The organism is Bordetella parapertussis, from assembly GCF_020735925.1.
In the GTDB taxonomy this organism is placed as follows: Bacteria; Pseudomonadota; Gammaproteobacteria; order Burkholderiales; family Burkholderiaceae_B; genus Bordetella; species Bordetella pertussis.
In genome coordinates this window covers 1246895-1262799 of the sequence record NZ_CP085971.1, presented here as the reverse complement: position 1 = coordinate 1262799, position 15905 = coordinate 1246895, and the positions used below count along the sequence as shown (strand labels likewise).

The 15905-nt window shown below is 69.1% G+C and carries 14 protein-coding genes; 6 read left to right on the top strand and 8 right to left on the bottom strand.

What is annotated here, in order from left to right:
• Positions 1-463 precede the first annotated feature (463 nt).
• The gene (locus LK409_RS06010; RefSeq protein WP_226376522.1) at positions 464-739 is read left to right on the top strand and encodes a hypothetical protein; all 276 of its coding nucleotides are present in this window, start codon (positions 464-466) and stop codon (positions 737-739) included.
• Between the two features lie 12 nt (positions 740-751).
• Here LK409_RS06010 and LK409_RS06005 read toward each other — a convergent pair whose 3' ends face one another.
• The 4 genes from LK409_RS06005 to LK409_RS05990 form a co-directional block, all read right to left on the bottom strand.
• On the bottom strand, positions 752-1723 hold the full coding sequence (locus tag LK409_RS06005; protein ID WP_003810823.1) for an arsenic resistance protein: 972 nt from the start codon (positions 1721-1723) through the stop codon (positions 752-754).
• 67 nt (positions 1724-1790) lie between these two features.
• The gene (locus LK409_RS06000; RefSeq protein WP_226376567.1) at positions 1791-3128 is read right to left on the bottom strand and encodes a GGDEF domain-containing protein; all 1338 of its coding nucleotides are present in this window, start codon (positions 3126-3128) and stop codon (positions 1791-1793) included.
• A gap of 438 nt (positions 3129-3566) precedes the next feature.
• Positions 3567-5225, bottom strand: a complete 1659-nt coding sequence (locus LK409_RS05995; RefSeq protein WP_003810818.1) for a methyl-accepting chemotaxis protein — start codon at positions 5223-5225, stop codon at positions 3567-3569.
• Positions 5226-5384: 159 nt separating this feature from the next.
• Positions 5385-6896 carry an EAL domain-containing protein gene (locus LK409_RS05990; RefSeq protein ID WP_226376521.1) on the bottom strand — a complete coding sequence of 504 codons (1512 nt, stop codon included), beginning with the start codon at positions 6894-6896 and terminating at the stop codon, positions 5385-5387.
• Positions 6897-7348: 452 nt separating this feature from the next.
• Here LK409_RS05990 and LK409_RS05985 point away from each other — a divergent pair, with 452 nt between their 5' ends.
• Both LK409_RS05985 and LK409_RS05980 read left to right on the top strand, forming a co-directional pair.
• Positions 7349-7687, top strand: coding sequence for a tRNA-binding protein (locus LK409_RS05985; protein WP_003810814.1), 339 nt, complete (start codon positions 7349-7351; stop codon positions 7685-7687).
• Positions 7688-7773: 86 nt separating this feature from the next.
• Positions 7774-8724, top strand: a complete 951-nt coding sequence (locus LK409_RS05980; RefSeq protein WP_010927744.1) for an IS481 family transposase — start codon at positions 7774-7776, stop codon at positions 8722-8724.
• On the opposite strand, the gene LK409_RS05975 is transcribed toward LK409_RS05980, so the two are convergent.
• From LK409_RS05975 to LK409_RS05960, 4 genes are all read right to left on the bottom strand, one after another.
• Positions 8721-9131, bottom strand: coding sequence for a VOC family protein (locus LK409_RS05975; protein WP_010928113.1), 411 nt, complete (start codon positions 9129-9131; stop codon positions 8721-8723). The two genes, LK409_RS05980 and LK409_RS05975, sit on opposite strands and share 4 nt — an antisense overlap.
• Positions 9132-9236: 105 nt before the next feature.
• Complete coding sequence (locus tag LK409_RS05970) at positions 9237-10091, bottom strand: amidohydrolase family protein (RefSeq protein ID WP_003811634.1); 855 nt, start codon at positions 10089-10091, stop codon at positions 9237-9239.
• Positions 10084-11049: a tripartite tricarboxylate transporter substrate binding protein gene (locus tag LK409_RS05965; protein ID WP_010928112.1), complete on the bottom strand. Its 966-nt coding sequence runs from the start codon at positions 11047-11049 to the stop codon at positions 10084-10086. The genes LK409_RS05970 and LK409_RS05965 overlap by 8 nt, the downstream gene beginning before the upstream one ends.
• A gap of 45 nt (positions 11050-11094) precedes the next feature.
• Positions 11095-12219 (bottom strand): mandelate racemase/muconate lactonizing enzyme family protein, encoded by a 1125-nt coding sequence (locus LK409_RS05960; RefSeq protein WP_010928111.1) that lies wholly within the window; start codon positions 12217-12219, stop codon positions 11095-11097.
• A gap of 105 nt (positions 12220-12324) precedes the next feature.
• Between LK409_RS05960 and LK409_RS05955 the strand changes: the two genes are divergently transcribed.
• From LK409_RS05955 to LK409_RS05945, 3 genes are all read left to right on the top strand, one after another.
• Positions 12325-13203 (top strand): LysR family transcriptional regulator, encoded by an 879-nt coding sequence (locus LK409_RS05955; RefSeq protein ID WP_033446846.1) that lies wholly within the window; start codon positions 12325-12327, stop codon positions 13201-13203.
• Positions 13204-13328: 125 nt separating this feature from the next.
• A complete protein-coding gene (locus LK409_RS05950) occupies positions 13329-14108 on the top strand; it encodes an SDR family oxidoreductase (protein ID WP_041937155.1) in 780 nt (259 codons plus the stop codon).
• A 153-nt stretch (positions 14109-14261) separates the two neighbouring features.
• A complete protein-coding gene (locus LK409_RS05945; RefSeq protein ID WP_010928109.1) occupies positions 14262-15707 on the top strand; it encodes an MFS transporter in 1446 nt (481 codons plus the stop codon).
• Positions 15708-15905 lie beyond the last annotated feature (198 nt).

The window sequence follows — 15905 nt, the reverse complement described above, 5'->3', positions numbered from 1 at the left end:
GCCAGGCTGGCACATTCCTACAGCGAAGTTGATATCCCGGCCGAGGGGCGCCGGGATTTTTTTTATGCCTGGCCGCAGGCGCGGCATGGACCATTCGGACGATAGGACCGATTTCGGCCATATGGTCGATAGTGCGTGGCGCAACCGCGGTGGGACACTGCCATGGCCTCTCGCCCACCTGGTGATCGCCATGCCTATCCTGCCACGCATCCTGTGCGCTCTCGCCGTGATGGCTTGCACAGCCTGTTCCTCCACCTCGGCCAGCCGCGCCGACGGCCACTACTCCAAGGAAGCGGCAGCGCGCGCGCTGCGAATACGAAGCCAACATCCGCATCGGCGACTTTCAGTCCACGCCCGCGCACGATGGCGATGCCGCCGCCCGCGACGCCACCCCCGCCGCCATCGCCCGAACCAAGCAGCGCATCATCGGCGAATGCCTGCAAAAGACGTTCCATACCAATCTATGAACCTGCTGTGCGCCATTCTTCCCGAAGGCAACACCAGCAACCGCGTCGGCCGGCGCCTGGCCGACCTGCTGGTGCAGGACGCCCAAGGCAGGCTGTATCGCGTCGAGCGCCATCGCATCGAAGGCGGCCATCCGGATCTGGTCTGCGGCATCGACTACATCTATTGCCGGCTGGCCGGCGGCGGCGTGGTGCGCTGTATCGACGAGCAGACCTACGAATTGCCGGACGGCACGGTCGCACACGTGGTGCCCGACAGCACGCTGCGGTCCTGATCCGCGCGCGCCTCAGCCCTCGCCGGCGCGGTCCTTGCCCGCCCGGCCAAGCACCCGGACATAGAGCAGCTCGGCGCACAGTTCGACCAGCGTCTGCGCCACGATCAGCGCGGGCAACAGCGGCACACCGCCGGGCACCGCCAGGGCCAGCGGCAGCACCACCAGCGAATTGCGCGTACCGGCGCTGAACGCGACCGCGCGCGCCTGTGGCGCCGCCAGACGGGCGCGGCGCGCGGCCAGCCAGCCCGCGGCCGGCGCAATGACGGCGAACAGCAGATACACCGGGACGACCCGCGATACGGCCTCGCCGGCCAGCGCCATGCGCGGTGCGACAGCGGCCACGATGGTCGCCAGCACCAGCGCGGTCGCTGGCACCGGCAACAGGCCGACCACGCTGGCCGCGCCGCGCCAGGCTGCCGACCGCGCGGCCGCCCACTGCACGCCCGTTGCAGCCGCCAATGGCAAGGCAATCAGCCAGACAAAGGCCTGCACGAACGGACCGGGACGAATCAGCGCGGCGGCATCGCTGCCCAGCATGACGTTCAAGTAGAGCGGCAGCAGCAGCATCTGCCCGCACAGCAGCACCGGAGTGGCCGCCAGCAGGGCCCGGGCGTCGGCACGGCCCAATTGCGCGAACGTCACGACATAATCGATGCAGGGCGCGAGCAGCACCAGCAGGACCGCCAGGCGGATCATGGGGTCGGCCGGCAACAGCGCGGCCAGGCCCCAGACCAGGGCCGGCACGAGCACGAAGTTCACGCTCAGCAGCACCCCCAGGAACCGCATGCCGGGCAGCGTGGCGCGCCAGCCGGCCAGCGGCACCTGCATGAAGGTCGCCAACAGCATGCCGGCCAGCATGAGATTGAGCGTGGCCTCGCCCACCTGCAGGCCGGGCCGGTGCCAGGCCAGCACGGCGCCCAGCGCCATCGCCGCGAAATAGATACCGACCTGCCGTCGTTCGAGCGACGCCTGCAAGCGCTGCATGATGCCTTCCACCGATATGTGCCGTCCTGCCTTATAGCAGACGGCGCCGGCGCACGCGGCGGGCCGGTCAGCCGAAGTAGACGACGGCGCGGTCGCGGCCGCGCCGCTTGGCCTCGTACAGCGCGGTGTCGGCGCGCCGCATGACGTCGGACACCGCGGTGTCTTCCGGCGTCGCGAACGCAATGCCCACGCTGACCGACAAGGGCGCGGCCTGGCCTTCGGTGGTGAACGGGTCGTTGCGCAGCGCCGCCCGCAGCCGGTCGGCCATGGCCAGCGCGGCGTCGCCGTCGCAGCCCGGCAACAGCGCCAGGAACTCTTCCCCGCCGATGCGGCCGACGAAATCCGTGCCGCGCAGGTTCGAGCGCAACTGGTCGCTGAAATAGCGCAACGCCGCGTCGCCGACCAGATGGCCGTGGAGATCGTTGAGCTGCTTGAAGTGATCCAGGTCGAGCATCACCACGGCCAGCGGCTGGTCGGGATGCTGGCGCAGCCGCGTGATTTCCTGGCGCAGGATCTTCAATATCTCGGCGCGGTTCCAGCAATCGGTGAGGCTGTCTATCGTGGCCAGCCGGGTCAGCGCCAGTTCGGCGCGCTTGCGTTCGGTAATGTCCAACCCGATGTTCACGATCGTGCCGGACTCCAGCACGATGTTGGACCACAGCGTGGACAGCACCTTGCCGGCGCGGGTGACCGGATGCCATTCCTCGAAGGCTCGGCCCGGCGCCTGGCTGACCGAGGCCACCACGCGCGCGCGCGTCTGCGGATCAGGGTAGAACAGCGCCAGCGGCTCGGGATGGTTGTTGACTTCCTCCATCGACCAGCCGAACTTGCGCTCGCACTCGAGGTTCCACAGGATGCACTTGCCGCGCGCGTCGAAGGCATTGATCAGCACCGGCGCCTTCTCGAACAAGGCCTGGTAGCGGCTGGCAAGCTGCAGCGCTTCCTGGCGCGCCTTGCGCTCGGCGTCCAGCGCGAGCACGGCCCGCTCGGTGAACGCCGCGCAGGCGCTCAGCGCGCTCACATAGATGGCCGGGTCGGCAAGCGGCTCGCTGAACACGAACGCGACATGCCCACGCTGCAATCCCGACTCGTCGCGCAAGGCATGCGCCACGCAGGCCTGCGCGCCCAGGCGCCGCAGCGCCAGGTCGCCCGGCACGTGCCGCTCCAGGTCCCGCGCGCACACATATTGCGTGGCGTGCGACAGCACGCCGGCCAGCGCGCTCTGGCCCGTGGCAAGGTAGCTCTCCGCCCCGTTCCAGCGCATGCGGCAGTTGGCGCTGAGCACGGTCCTGGCATGCTCGCCCTTGGCGCCATGCAACACCACCCACGCATAGTCCACGCCCAGGCGCTGGACGGCGCGGTTGACCAGCTCGTCCAGGAAGTCCCGCCCCGGAGAAATGGCCATCAATCCGGCGAGTTCATGCAGGATATGAGCCGGGTCGGGACCCGGCGCAGCGCCTGGCGCGCCGCCGCGATTCGCATCGGATATGGCCATATTGCAAGGTGCTCGGAAAGAAGGCCTGACGTTCCTGGTGACGCAATGTCCCCCGGTCATTGCCGCGGCTCCGGACGGCGGGGTTGATGGCCGACCCGAAGCTGCAGTAACTAAAGTATACGAGTATGAACAATTTGGTATTGTCAATTTTGGCAAAGCCATGCCAGAGAGCCCCGACCAGACGCCCTCGGAGGCGGAAATTGCCAGCAATTGCCGCGATATATTACGCAAATTGTTACATTCAGGGCGATTTATTCCCCGGCGGGCACGGCAAAACGCGGGCGGGCATGACTGCCCTGCCCGCGTGTGGAGGCAAGCGGAGATCCGGCGCGCGAGGCGCCGGCAGGCTCAGGGGTGCTCGGCCAGCAACAGGGTGCGCGCAGGCGCGCGCCGTGGCGCCTGCTCCGGCATGCCGATCGCGCGCGCGCCCGCGCCGGGGGTGCGGAATACGCCGATGGCCTCGACCAGCGACCCCGACTCCTGGCCCAGGTGCTCGGCGACGTGGGTCAGTTCGCCCACCATGGAGACGTTCTGCTGCACCACCTCCTCCATGCGGTGCACGGCGGAACTGATCTGCGCCACGCCGGTCGATTGCTCGCCCGAGGCGGTGGAAATCTCGGCCATCAAGGCGGTCACGCGCTCGACCGACTGCACCAGCTCGCGCATCGTCTCGCCCGCCCGGCCCGCCTGGGCCGAGCCGGTGGACATGCGCCCCACCGAATCGTCGATCAGCACTTTGACTTCCTTGGCGGCCTGAGCGGTGCGCTGCGCCAGGCTGCGGACCTCGGCCGCGACGACCGCGAAGCCCTTGCCCTGCTCGCCGGCCCGCGCCGCCTCGACGGCGGCGTTCAGCGCCAGGATATTGGTCTGGAAGGCAATCCCTTCGATCACGGATACGATCTCGGCCATCTTGCGCGAACTCGCGTCCAGCCCCTGCATGGTCGCCACCAGTTCGCCGACCACGGCGCCGCCTTGCGCGGCCACCTCGCTGCTTTCCTGGGTCAGCCGGGCCGCCACCCCGGCGCTTTCGGCGTTGCGGGTGACTGTCTCGGCCAGTTGCTCCACGCTGCTGGCGGTGTCCTGCAGCGCCGCCGACTGCGCCTCGGTGCGCGCGGCCAGGCCCTGGCTGTCCTCGCGCAGGCGCGAGATGGTATGCACATGCTCGGACGTCTTGCCGATGACCTCGGTGGAGATGCCGATCAGGCTCTTGCGCATGATGTCCAGGTAGAAATAGAGATTGCGCATCTCGCCGCCGACGCCCGAGTCCACCTCGTTGACCAGGTTGCCGGCCGCGATCTGGCGCGCCACCTCCTCGGCATTGCGCAGTTGCCTGCCGAACCGGCCGCCCAGCGCCATCGCGGCCAGCACCGCGCCCAGCGCACCCAGCGCATAGGCGCCCCAGCCATACGGCGCGGCCTCCGGCGGCATGGCGCCGATGGCGAAGTAGGTGGGAATGGCCGCCAGGCCGCACATGGCGGCCGCCAGCCGCAGCAAGGCAGGCCGCACGCCCTTGCGCAACGGAAACGCCAGCGCGCGGGCGGCGCGCCGCCAGCCGCGCGGCACGCGTTGACCGTGGCGCAATCCATGGCCGCCCATCCGGCCGCTTTCCACCTGGGCATAGAAGTGCTCGGCGGCCTCGATCTGCGCCTGCGTGGCCTTGACCCGCACCGAGGCATAGCCCGTCACGTTGCCCGCCTCGATCACGGGCATCGCGTTGGCGAGCACCCAGTAGAAGCCGCCGGACTTGTGCCGGTTCTTCACCACCGCCAGCCAGGGCTTGCGCGCCTGCAGCGTGGCCCACATGTCCGCGAACACGTCTTCGGGCATGTCCGGGTGGCGAACGATGTTATGCGGCTGGCCCAGCAGCTCTTCGCGCGAGAATCCGCTGATGGCGATAAAGGCCGGGTTGCAGTAGGTGATGCGCCCCTTCAAGTCCGTCTTGGAAATGAGATACTGGTCATCCTGCAATACGAACTCGTGCCCGGTGACGGGCAAATTCCTGCGCATGGCATCCCCCTCGTGGCGGGTGGTCCGGCACCCGGCTGCTCTTTGTCTGGGCCCAGTGTATCGGCGCCGCCTGGGGCCAATTCGAGGATCAGATGCCACGCATGGCCACTTATCCCGCTATCTGCCGCCCGCGCGCGGGAGGATGATGCTTCGTTTTGCCTAGCCGGGCGGCGGCCGGCGCGCCATCGCCAGCAGCTCGTTGAGCGGCATGGGACGCCCGAACAGCCAGCCCTGCGCATAGTCGACCCCATGCTCGCTCAGGAAGCGCTGCTGCCCGGCGGTCTCGACGCCCTCGGCGACCACGCGCAGGCCCAGCGACTTCGCCATTTCGATGATGTGCACCGACACGCTGCTGCTGGGCGCATCGCGCCCGATGGCGTCGACGAAGCGCTTGTCTATCTTCAGGCCATCGACCTCGAACGAGGTGAGATACGCCAGGCTGGAATAGCCGGTGCCGAAGTCGTCGATGGCGACCCGTCCCCCCATCTTGCGTATGATCTTGATCGCCGCCACCGCCTCGTCGGAGTGCAGCAGCGCCCGTTCGGTCAGCTCGACCACCACCTGCGACGGCGTCAGCCCCGTGCGCGCGAACATTTCGCTCAGCAGGCGCTCGGCCGCGCCCGAGGCCATGTCGGCCGCCGATACATTGATGCTGATGTAGAGATCGCCCAGGCGGCCGCGCCAGCGCTGCACATCGCTCGACACCAATTCGAATACTCGCTCGGTGATCTTGCCGATCAGCCCCACGCGCTCGGCCTCGTCGATGAACACGTCGGGCGCGATCAGGTCGCCGTTGCGGCGCCTCCAGCGGATCAAGGCTTCCGCCCCCACGCAGCGGCCGGTGCCCACTTCGACCATGGGCTGGTAGACCATGTAGAACTCGTTGCGCCGCAGCCCGGAGCGGATCAGCTGAGGCAGGCTGAACTGCCTGCGCGCCAGGATCACGGCCCCGACCAGCAGGCCCAGCCCGGCCGCCGCGCTCAGCGGCACCAGCAGGATGGCCAGCCGCTGCAAGGCCTCTGCGCCCTGCGAGGAGGCCACCGCGCCCAGCGCCACCAGCCCTTGGGCGGTGGAACGCTGCACCGCAACAACGTATTTGTCGTCGACGAACGCGTTGCTCTCGCGCGCCCGCTTGAACCATGCGCGCGGCAGTTCGCCCCATACGATGGCATCGTCGGGCGTCCCCGAGAACGAGACCGCGGCCATCGCTTGCGGCACCGCGCCACCGAGCTGGTTGGTGCTTTCGCGCTCCATGATGATGGCGTAGCCTTCCTTGGCGAACACCCTGAACGGCGTCTCGGGCGCGGCCGGCAACACGGCCGAGTTCCACACCGAGATACGGTTGCCGGTGGTGAAATCGCTCGGCCCCAGATCGACGCCGGTCACCGTGTCGCCCAGCGAGGAACAGAGCACGCGGCCCTCTTCCACGTAGGCGACGGCGCGCACATCCGGAAAACGCAGCACCTGCTGCTGCATCAGGTAGGTGGAGTAAGGCGCGCAAGGGCTGGAGCCACCGGTGTGCACCAGCTCGCGATGGATGCGCAGCAGGCGGTCGGCGGTCAGGCCGATGCGGCCCAGCAACCGTTGCGCCAGGACCTGGGCCTGCTCGCGCTGTTGCCGCAGCCCGTACTCGCGCACCATGTCCACGGCGAGCAGACTTGGTCCGATCACCGCGCCCAACGCGGCAGCAGTCCATAACCCGGTTAACAAGGCCTTGCGCAAGGGAAAGTACATCGTTTGTCCCAAAGCTGAGTCGCACTGCTGCGCCTGGCATCGCTGACGGCGCCGGTTCGTATTATGCTGATCTTCCCGCCCGCGAACGCGACTGCGCACCGAGGGTATCGCCGTTCCTCGCACGCGTTGCGGCACTGGTGAAGATGCGCTTCGTTTCAAGCGCCCATAACCGTCGTTGATTTGCCAAGAATAGTCAAGATCGATCGGATATCCGGCCTGCCGCCGCGGCGGCGGCCGTGGCCCGGCCATCGGTGCGCGCGATCCCGTGGCTACGGGGCCTCGCGTCCTGCCCGGGCCATGTCAAGGATGGTGAAGCAATATAGCGCGCGCCGGCGCGGCAGCGCGCGTTAAGATCAGCGCCCGCCTACTAGCAACGGATCGAACCAACAATGCAACTCATAGACTGGACGGATTTCGCCAAGGTCGAACTGCGGGTCGGCCGCATCGTGCAGGCCTTGCCGTTTCCCGAGGCCCGCAAGCCGGCCTATATCCTGCACGTGGACTTCGGCGCCGAGATCGGCGTGAAGAAGTCCAGCGCGCAGGTCACGCACCTCTATCAGCCCGAGACGCTGCTGGGCAGACTGGTGGTCGCCGTGGTCAATTTTCCGAAGAAGCAGATCGGCCCGCTGCAGTCGGAATGCCTGGTCACCGGCTTCCATAACGCGCAGGGCGAAGTCGCGCTGTGCGTGCCCGACCGCGACGTCCCGCTGGGCACCAAGCTGCTCTAGGTGTGATGTCTCAATAGGTTGTTCATCCAGGCCGGACCTGGGATGCTGTGGTTACCACGCCATCGCAACTCAGGGCAGGACACTGGATGAACAACCATAAGCATGCGCGATTGACCCGCCTAGGTCGAGCCCTTCTTGTTAACAGGGTGATGCAACAGAACTGGACGATGAGGCAGGCCAGCCAGGCGGCAGGGGTGAGCCTGCGCACCGGTTACAAGTGGCTTGCCCGCTTCCGAAGCGAAGGTCTGGACGGCCTGCTTGACCGCAGTTCTCGCCCGCACCGCAGCCCGAAGGCCTGTGCGCCCGAGCAGGTTGAGCACTTCGCCCAGCAGCGCCGCCAGCGTCTGCCGCTGTGGCGCATCGCGCGTGAAGCCGGCCGCAGCCTGGCCACCGTGGCGCGGTATATGGAACGCATCGGCCTGAGTCGACTCGCCTCGCTGGAGCCGCCGGCGCCGGTGCGCCGCTATGAACGCGCCAGCCCAGGCGAGCTGCTGCACATCGACACCAAGCGGCTGGGCCGCATCCGGGGCGTGGGCCATCGCATCACCGGCGATCGGGCCCAGAACCGCAACCGCGGCATTGGCTGGGACGCTGTGCACCTGGCCATCGATGACTTCTCGCGCGTGTCCTTTGCTCGCATCCTCGACGATGAGGGCGGCGATCAGTGCGCTGAGTTCCTGCGCCAAGCCACCGCCTACTACGCCAGTCTGGGCGTGCGCATCGACCGCGTGATGACCGACAACGGCAGCGGCTACGTCTCCAGGACCTTTCGGGCGGTGTGCGTGGAGCTGGGAATCCGTCACATCCGCACCCGCCCCTACACCCCCAAGACCAACGGCAAGGCCGAGCGCCTCGTGCAGACCTGCTTACGGGAGTGGGCATACGCCAGGCCCTACACGAGCTCAGCCGAACGACAGGCTGCCTTGCAGCCCTTCATTGACCGCTACAACTGGTGTCGGCCACACTCCGCTCTCGGACATCAGCCACCCATCACGCGTATCCCAGATGTGAATAACCTATTGAGAATCGACACCTAGCCCGCGGCGGCCGGGCCGCTGCGATGCACGACGTGCAGCTTGTTGCCGTCGGGATCGCGCAGATAGGCGCCGTAGTAGCCCGGCCCATAGCGCGCCCGCGGTCCCGGCGCGCCTTCGTCGCTGCCGCCGGCGGCCAGGCCGGCCGCGTGGGCCCGGTCGACCTGCTCCGGCGTCTGCGCCAGGAAAGCCACCATGGCGCCGTTGCCCGGGCTGGGCGGCCGGCCGTTGAACGGCATATAGGCGAAAAAGCGCGGCAGGCTCGTGCCGGCCCGCACCCAGCACAACGAAGGCGGCCCGCCATCGGGCTGCGTCTGCCGCTGGCGCAGCCCCAGCGGCTGCAGCAGCGCATCGTAGAAACGTCCGGCGCGCGCCAGATCGCTGACGCCCACGGTCACATGACTGAACATGGCACTCGCTCCATCGAAGTCCGCGTCCGCGGCGCAGGGCCGCGGCCGGGCGGGTGTATGTGCCGCTCCAGTGTAAACAACCCGCCTGCCGCGCCGCGCTGGCGCTCAGCGCCCGGCGGCGCGCGTCCCGCCGTACAGGCGCAGCGGATTCAGTTCCATGACCTGGCGGCGCAGTTGCGCGTCCGGCAGCCATTGCGCGATCGTCGCGCCGATCGCCGCCTGGTCCGGCGCCGGGAACGGATGCCGGTGATCGGGCGGGTGCGGCCAGTCGCTGCCCCACACGAGCTGGCGCGGATTGGCCTGTACAAGCTGGTCCACCAGCGCCTGCGCGCCCGGCCAGGCCGGGCCTTGCGCGCCCACCCGGTACGGCGCCGACAGCTTGACCCAGGCCGCCCCCTCCCGCACCAAGGCAAGCAGGTCCTGCCAGCCCGCGCTGCGCAGCAGCTGCGCATGCGGGTGGTGCCCGAAATGGTCGACCACCACGGGCACATCGCGTGCGGCGATGCGCCTGACCAGGCCGATGTCCTCGACGATGTCGGTCAGCACCTGGACATGCCAGCCGAAGGGCTTGACGCGCTCGACGATGCGTTCGGGATGTTGCGGCGCGCCGGGAAACAGGCGGTTGATCCGCGTGCCGGCGGTGCCCAGCAGATCCCAGTGCTCGATCCGGGCGTCGGGCGTGGTCGCCTCGTCGGGATAGACCACCGCCACGCCGCGCAGCCAGTCGCCGTTGGCTGCCAGCGCGTCTTCATAACTGCTGTGGTCGGCGCCGTACACACTCGGATGGACCAGCACCGCCCGGCCGATCCCGCGGGCGCGGCACACGCCGCGAAAGGCGGCCAGGCTGGCGTCCTCGGGCTGGTACGCGCTGCCGGCCGCCAGCGTGTAGCGGCTGGCGTCGAATACATGGAAATGGCAGTCCCAACCGCCGCCCTCGGCCAGGCGCGCGCGCTCAACCATCGATCAGCCTGCCCTGCTGGATCATCGCCTTGGCCAGGTCCTCGTCGGCCTGCAGGATCCGGGCGAAATCGGCCGGATCGGCGTAGAACGCCCCGCTGCCGATTTCCCGCAGCTTGCTGTCGAAGGCCGGGTCGTCGGCCACCTGCCGGATGACCGACGTCAGCTTTGCCACGGTCTCGGCCGGCACGCCCTTGGGGGCCAGCACGCCGATATAGGTGCTGGCGTCGAACTCGGGCAGCCCCGCTTCCTTGAGCGTGCGCACCTGCCCGATGCTCGGGTCGCGCGTCGGGCCCAGTATCAGCAGGGCCGACAGCTTGCCTGCCTTCAGATGCGGCAGGGAGCTGCTCACCTGGTCGAATATGACGTCGATCTGGCCCGACAACAGGTCGATCAATGCCGGTCCGGAACCCTTGTACGCGATGGGCGTGAAGCGCGTGCCCGTCGCGTTCTCGAACTGGAGCATGGCCAGGTGATTGGGCGAGCCTGGTCCGGCATGGCCCACGTTGAGCCTGCCCGGGTTGCGCCTGGCGTACGCGATGAACTCCTCCGTGGTCTTGAAGCGCGCGTCGTCGTGCTTGACGACCAGGGCGATCGAGGTCTTGCTCACCACGCCCACCGGCACGAAGTCCGCCGACTTGTAGCCGGTCTTGAACATGTGCGGCAAGGTCCCCAATTGGCCCGGCGTCGCCGAAAGCAGCGTGCTGCCATCCGCGGGCGCCTTGGCCACGATGGCCGTGCCGATCGCGCCGCCCCCCCCCCCGCCGCGGTTGTCGACCACGACGGTCGCGCCGATCAGCCGGGCCATGGGAACGGCGTATGAGCGCGCCACGATATCGGCGTTGCCGCCCGGGGCGAACGGCACCACCAGGGTCAGGGGCTTGCCGCCCAGGTCCTGGGCCAGGACCGCGCCGCAGGCCAGGGCGGCGGCCAGCGCGCAGGCCGCGCGAAGTTTCATCATTTTCTTGTCTCCGATGAGGGTTGGGTACAGGGTGCGGCGGCCGGTTCAGGACTCCGTCGTCCAGCGCCCGTACCTGGCGACCGCATTCTCGTCGAATCCGAAGCCCAGGCCGGGGGTTTGATGCAGGATGACGCGTCCGTCCTTGTGCTCGAGCTGGCGGTCCACCAGCCGGCGGAAGTTCAGCACCTGGTCGTCCCAGAAGAACTCCACGTACCGCGCGTTGGGCGTGGCCGCGGCCAGCGGCGCATGCACATCGTGGAACCAGTGCGGGCACATCTGGATGCCGTAGCCGGCCGCCATCGCCGCGATGCGCTTCCACTCGGTGATGCCCCCGCAGACCGCCGCGTCCGTCTGCAGGATGGCGGCCGCGCCCATGTCCAGCAGCTGCTTGTGGTACCAGCGGCCGTAGCCGATCTCGGCGGTGGCCACGGGAATGCGGGTCAGCCGGGCCAGGCGCGCGTGGCTTTCCACGTCATCGGGGCTGAACGGCTCCTCGATGAAGTACGGGTTGTACGGCTCCATGCGCCGCAGGTATTCCATCGCCTGCACGGTATCCACCCAGCCGTTGTTGCAGTCCAGCATCAGCTCGACGTCCTCGCCGATGGCCTCGCGCGCGGCCCGCACGCGCGACTGCTCGCCCTGCGGCGACCAGCGGCCGGTCTTCATCTTGACCGCCTTGAACCCCAGCTCGACGTAGCTGGCCATCTCTTCGCCCAGCTGCCCGGCGGTCTTGCCCTCCACGTAATAGCCGCCGCTGGCGTAGGCCGCCACGCTGTCGAGCTCGACGGCGCCCAGGTACTTGTGCAGGGGCAGGTTCGCGGCGCGCGCGTTCAGGTCCCACAGGGCGATATCCAGCGCGCTGAGCGCGCGCATGACCGTGCCCATGCGGCCCTGCAGCAGCGCTTCCTGGTACATCTCGCGCCACAGCCCTTCCACGGCCAGCGAATCGCGCCCGATCAGCACCGGCCCGAGCAATTGCTCGACGGCGACCCGGAAGATCTCCCCGGCCTGGTTGCCGACGTAGCAGAAACCGATGCCTTCGACGCCGTCGGCGCTGCGCACTTTCACCAGCCCGTAGTGGCGGTCCACGACGGTGCGGTTGGACAGATAGGTGACCTTGTCCATCGGGACGCGCGCCACGCAGACTTCGATGGACTTGATGATGGCCATGATCGTCTCCTGATGCCTGTTGAATGGGAAAACGCGATGTCGCGCGTCTTCAATAAATAAAAAAAGGCGCACTCCCAAGTTTCATAAAACGTAAAATACGTGTTTATGGACATGCGATTCCTCCACAGCTTCGTCACGGTGGCCGAGTCCGGCTCGATCGCCGACGCCGCGCGCCGGCTCGGCCTGGCGCCCACGACGCTCGCGCAGCAGATACGCGCCCTCGAGGCCGACCTGGGCTCGCGGCTGCTCACGCGCGCGGGACGGACGGTCCGGCCGACCGTGGCCGGCGCGCGCATCGTGGACCGCGCCCGCGAATTGCTGCGCGGCGAGCGCGACCTGCGCTCGGCCGCCTCGGACACCGGCCTGCCGGCCGGCCCCATGCGGCTGGGCGCAACGCCCACGGCGCTGATGGGGCTGGTTCCGCCCCTGCTGCGCCGCTGGATGCGGGCGCATCCGGACATCCAGATCTACATCGAGCCCGGCACCTCGTCCGTCCTGCTGGAGCGCGTCATGGCGGGCCAGCTCGACGCCGCGATCCTGGTGCACCCGAATTTCGAGCTGCACAAGACCTGCGCCTGGAGCCTCATCCGGGAAGAACGCCTGGTCCTCCTGGCTCCCAGCGCCCTGCGCGTCGGGAACGCCCTGCGCGTCGCGGCGCGCGAACCTTTCATCCAGTACGACCGCAAGGTGGTCGCCGGCAAGATGGCCGACGAATACCTGCGCGCCCATGGGGTGCGCCCGAAGGTGCAATTCGAGCTGGACGGCATCGAACACATTTCGGCGCTGGTCGCCGAAGGCTTCGGCGTCTCCGTGCTGCCCGACTGGCCAACCCTGGGCCCCGCGGATGCGCGGGTCAGGCGCTGGCCGCTGCCCGATCCCTGCCCATCGCGGCAGGTCGGCATGGTCTGGCTGCGCTCGTCCGTGCGCTCCCCGCTCGCTCAGGCCTTCCACGCCTACCTCGGCGCCGCGGCCGGCGCGCCTTGACGGGCGCTGCCCCGACGATTTTGCCTGCTGTTCCTGCCCGCGGCGATGACAGGCCCGCGCTGGCGGGCGAGAATGTCCCCCGCATCGAACCGACACCCGCCAACCTCGCAACCGGAGCTCGCAGCATGAATCAAGTCGCCACTCAATCGTCCCTGGCCGGCAGGACCGCCCTGGTCACCGGCGCCAGCCGCGGCATCGGCCGCGCGATCGCCCTGGCGCTGGGCCGGTGCGGCGCGACGGTCGCGGTGCATTACAACGCGGCGCGGGAACAGGCCGACGAGGTCGTCCAGGCCATCGGCGCGGCCGGCGGCAGGGCCTGGGCGCTGCGCGCCGACCTGGCGCACCCCGACGGCGCCGGCGCGCTGGCCCGCGACCTGCGCGCCAGCCTGCGCGAACAGACCGGCGACGAAGGCCTCGACATCCTGGTCAACAACGCCGGCGTAAGCCTGCGCGCGCGCCTGCCCGAGGTCTCCCCGCAGGACTTCGACCGGATCATCCAGGTCAACCTGAAAACGCCGTTCTTCCTGATCCAGCACCTGCTGCCGCTGCTGCGCGACGGCGGGCGCATCGTCAACGTCTCGTCGATGGGCACGCGCGCCGCCTACCCCGAAATGAGCGTCTACGCGCCGGCCAAGGCCGGCCTGGAGGCGCTGACCCTGTTGCTGGCCAGCGACCTGGGCGCGCGCGGCATCACCGTCAATGCCGTGCTGCCCGGCGCCACCGCCACCGACATGAACACGCGCGCCCGCGATCCCGCCATGGCCGACGCGCTGGCGCGCGACATCGCGCTCGGCCGCGTGGGCCAGCCCGAGGACATCGCCGACATCGTGGCCTTCCTGGCCTCGGACCAGGCGCGCTGGATCACCGGGCAGCGCATCGACGCCACGGGCGGCCAGCGCCTGTAGCCGCCGTCGATCCCCGTAGGCATTGCCATACGCACTGGGCACGAGTGGGATTTTTAATTTCACGCGGGCAGCGGCGGCCGCTACCATGTGCCATCCCCCGGCCTTGCCGCTGCCCGCGCAGCCTCGCCAGCCCCGCGGCGGCGCCGCGGCCCGATGCCGCCGTCCCGCCACCTCCCTCCGATAACCGCTTTGCTCAGTTTCAGACTCAACCAGCTTGCGCAGGCCGGTGCCGGCCTGCCGCACCCGACCCGCGCCATCGCCGTCGCGGCCATCCTGATCAACGTCTTCATGGCGACGCTCGAATCGGCCATCGCCAACACGGCGCTGCCGGCCATCGCCGCCGACCTGGGCGTAAGCGAAGCCAGTTCGATCTGGGTCATCAGCGCCTACCACCTGGCCATGGTGGCGGCGCTGCTGCCCATCGCGTCGCTGGGCGAGATCATCGGCCATCGCCGCATTTCCATGGCCGGCCTGGTGCTGTTCACCCTGGCCTCCCTGGCGTGCGGCCTGGCGCCTTCGCTGCCGTGGCTGATCGCCGGACGGCTGGCGCAGGGCGTGGGCGCGGCCGGCATCCTGGGCGTGGCGCTGGCCATGACGCGCTTTGTCTATCCGCGCGAACAGCTCGGGTGCGGCCTGGGCCTGAACGCGCTGGTCGTCAGCCTGTCGCTGGCGGCCGGCCCCACTGCGGCCTCGCTGATCCTCAGCCTGGGCAGCTGGCACTGGCTGTTCCTGATCAACGTGCCGCTGGGCCTGGCGCTGGGCGTATGCGCGCTGCCGCCCACCCCGCGCAGCGCACGCCGCTACGATGCCGTCGCGGGCCTGCTGTGCGCGCTGTTCCTGGCCTTGCTGGTCTATACGCTCAATGCCTACGCGCACGATGTCGGCGCCGGCGGCAACACCGCCTACGCGCTTGCCACGCTGGCAATGCTGGCGCTGCTGCTCAGGCGCCAATCGGGCCGCGGCGCGCCCATGCTGGCCACCGACCTGCTGCGCCGCCCCATCTTCGCGCTGTCGGCCGCCGCCACGCTGGGCGCTTTCGCGGCCCAGACGCTGGCCTTCGTCGCCCTGCCCTTCATGCTGCAAAGCCTGCTGGGCTACACCCAGGTGCAGACCGGCTTCCTGATCACGCCCTGGCCTGCGCTGGCCGCGCTGAGCGCGGCCAGCGCAGGCGCGCTGTCGGACCGCCATCCGCCCGGCCTGCTCGGCGGCATCGGCATGGCCGTGCTGGCCGCGGGCCTGCTGTCGCTGGTGGCGTTGCCGGCCGCGCCGGACGCCTTCGACCTGGGCTGGCGCATGGCGCTGTGCGGGGCCGGCTTCGGCTTCTTCCAGGCGCCCAACATGCGCGCCATGCTGGCCGATGCGCCGCCCGAACGCAGCGGCGGCGCCAGCGGCATGACCAGCTCCAGCATCATGCTGGGCCAGTCGCTGGGCGCGGCGCTGGTGGCCGGCCTGTTCACCCTGCGCGGCGCGGCCGCAGCGCCCGCCGCGCTATGGCTGGGCGTGGCCTTCGCCGTCATCGCGGGCATCGCCAGCCTGCTGCGTTTGCGCCATGCCGCAGCCGCCGGCGCCGGCGCGCGGCTGGACCTGACGCGCGTTTGACCCTATACTTGCGGTCTATTCTTACTGTCACCAGGCATCAAGACGTTCACCGGCCTTGATGTCCAGCACCAGGCTGCGCACAGCGGCCCGGCATTCGTGCCGAAACACCCCTCCCGGCCCCACGGCCGCGGAACCAACATGCCGGCCCACAAAGCCGGTTCATTGCTACACCGTATCGGGCAGCGCCAGACGCCCACA

What these genes read in the sequence shown, in the direction of transcription:
- LK409_RS06010 (WP_226376522.1), top strand. Translation starts at nt 464, where the DNA reads ATGAACCTGCTGTGCGCCATTCTTCCCGAAGGCAACACCAGCAACCGC.
- LK409_RS06005 (WP_003810823.1), bottom strand. Translation starts at nt 1,723, where the DNA reads ATGCAGCGCTTGCAGGCGTCGCTCGAACGACGGCAGGTCGGTATCTAT.
- LK409_RS06000 (WP_226376567.1), bottom strand. Translation starts at nt 3,128, where the DNA reads ATGGCCATTTCTCCGGGGCGGGACTTCCTGGACGAGCTGGTCAACCGC.
- LK409_RS05995 (WP_003810818.1), bottom strand. Translation starts at nt 5,225, where the DNA reads ATGCGCAGGAATTTGCCCGTCACCGGGCACGAGTTCGTATTGCAGGAT.
- LK409_RS05985 (WP_003810814.1), top strand. Translation starts at nt 7,349, where the DNA reads ATGCAACTCATAGACTGGACGGATTTCGCCAAGGTCGAACTGCGGGTC.
- LK409_RS05980 (WP_010927744.1), top strand. Translation starts at nt 7,774, where the DNA reads ATGAACAACCATAAGCATGCGCGATTGACCCGCCTAGGTCGAGCCCTT.
- LK409_RS05975 (WP_010928113.1), bottom strand. Translation starts at nt 9,131, where the DNA reads ATGTTCAGTCATGTGACCGTGGGCGTCAGCGATCTGGCGCGCGCCGGA.
- LK409_RS05970 (WP_003811634.1), bottom strand. Translation starts at nt 10,091, where the DNA reads ATGGTTGAGCGCGCGCGCCTGGCCGAGGGCGGCGGTTGGGACTGCCAT.
- LK409_RS05965 (WP_010928112.1), bottom strand. Translation starts at nt 11,049, where the DNA reads ATGATGAAACTTCGCGCGGCCTGCGCGCTGGCCGCCGCCCTGGCCTGC.
- LK409_RS05960 (WP_010928111.1), bottom strand. Translation starts at nt 12,219, where the DNA reads ATGGCCATCATCAAGTCCATCGAAGTCTGCGTGGCGCGCGTCCCGATG.
- LK409_RS05955 (WP_033446846.1), top strand. Translation starts at nt 12,325, where the DNA reads ATGGACATGCGATTCCTCCACAGCTTCGTCACGGTGGCCGAGTCCGGC.
- LK409_RS05950 (WP_041937155.1), top strand. Translation starts at nt 13,329, where the DNA reads ATGAATCAAGTCGCCACTCAATCGTCCCTGGCCGGCAGGACCGCCCTG.
- LK409_RS05945 (WP_010928109.1), top strand. Translation starts at nt 14,262, where the DNA reads ATGCCGCCGTCCCGCCACCTCCCTCCGATAACCGCTTTGCTCAGTTTC.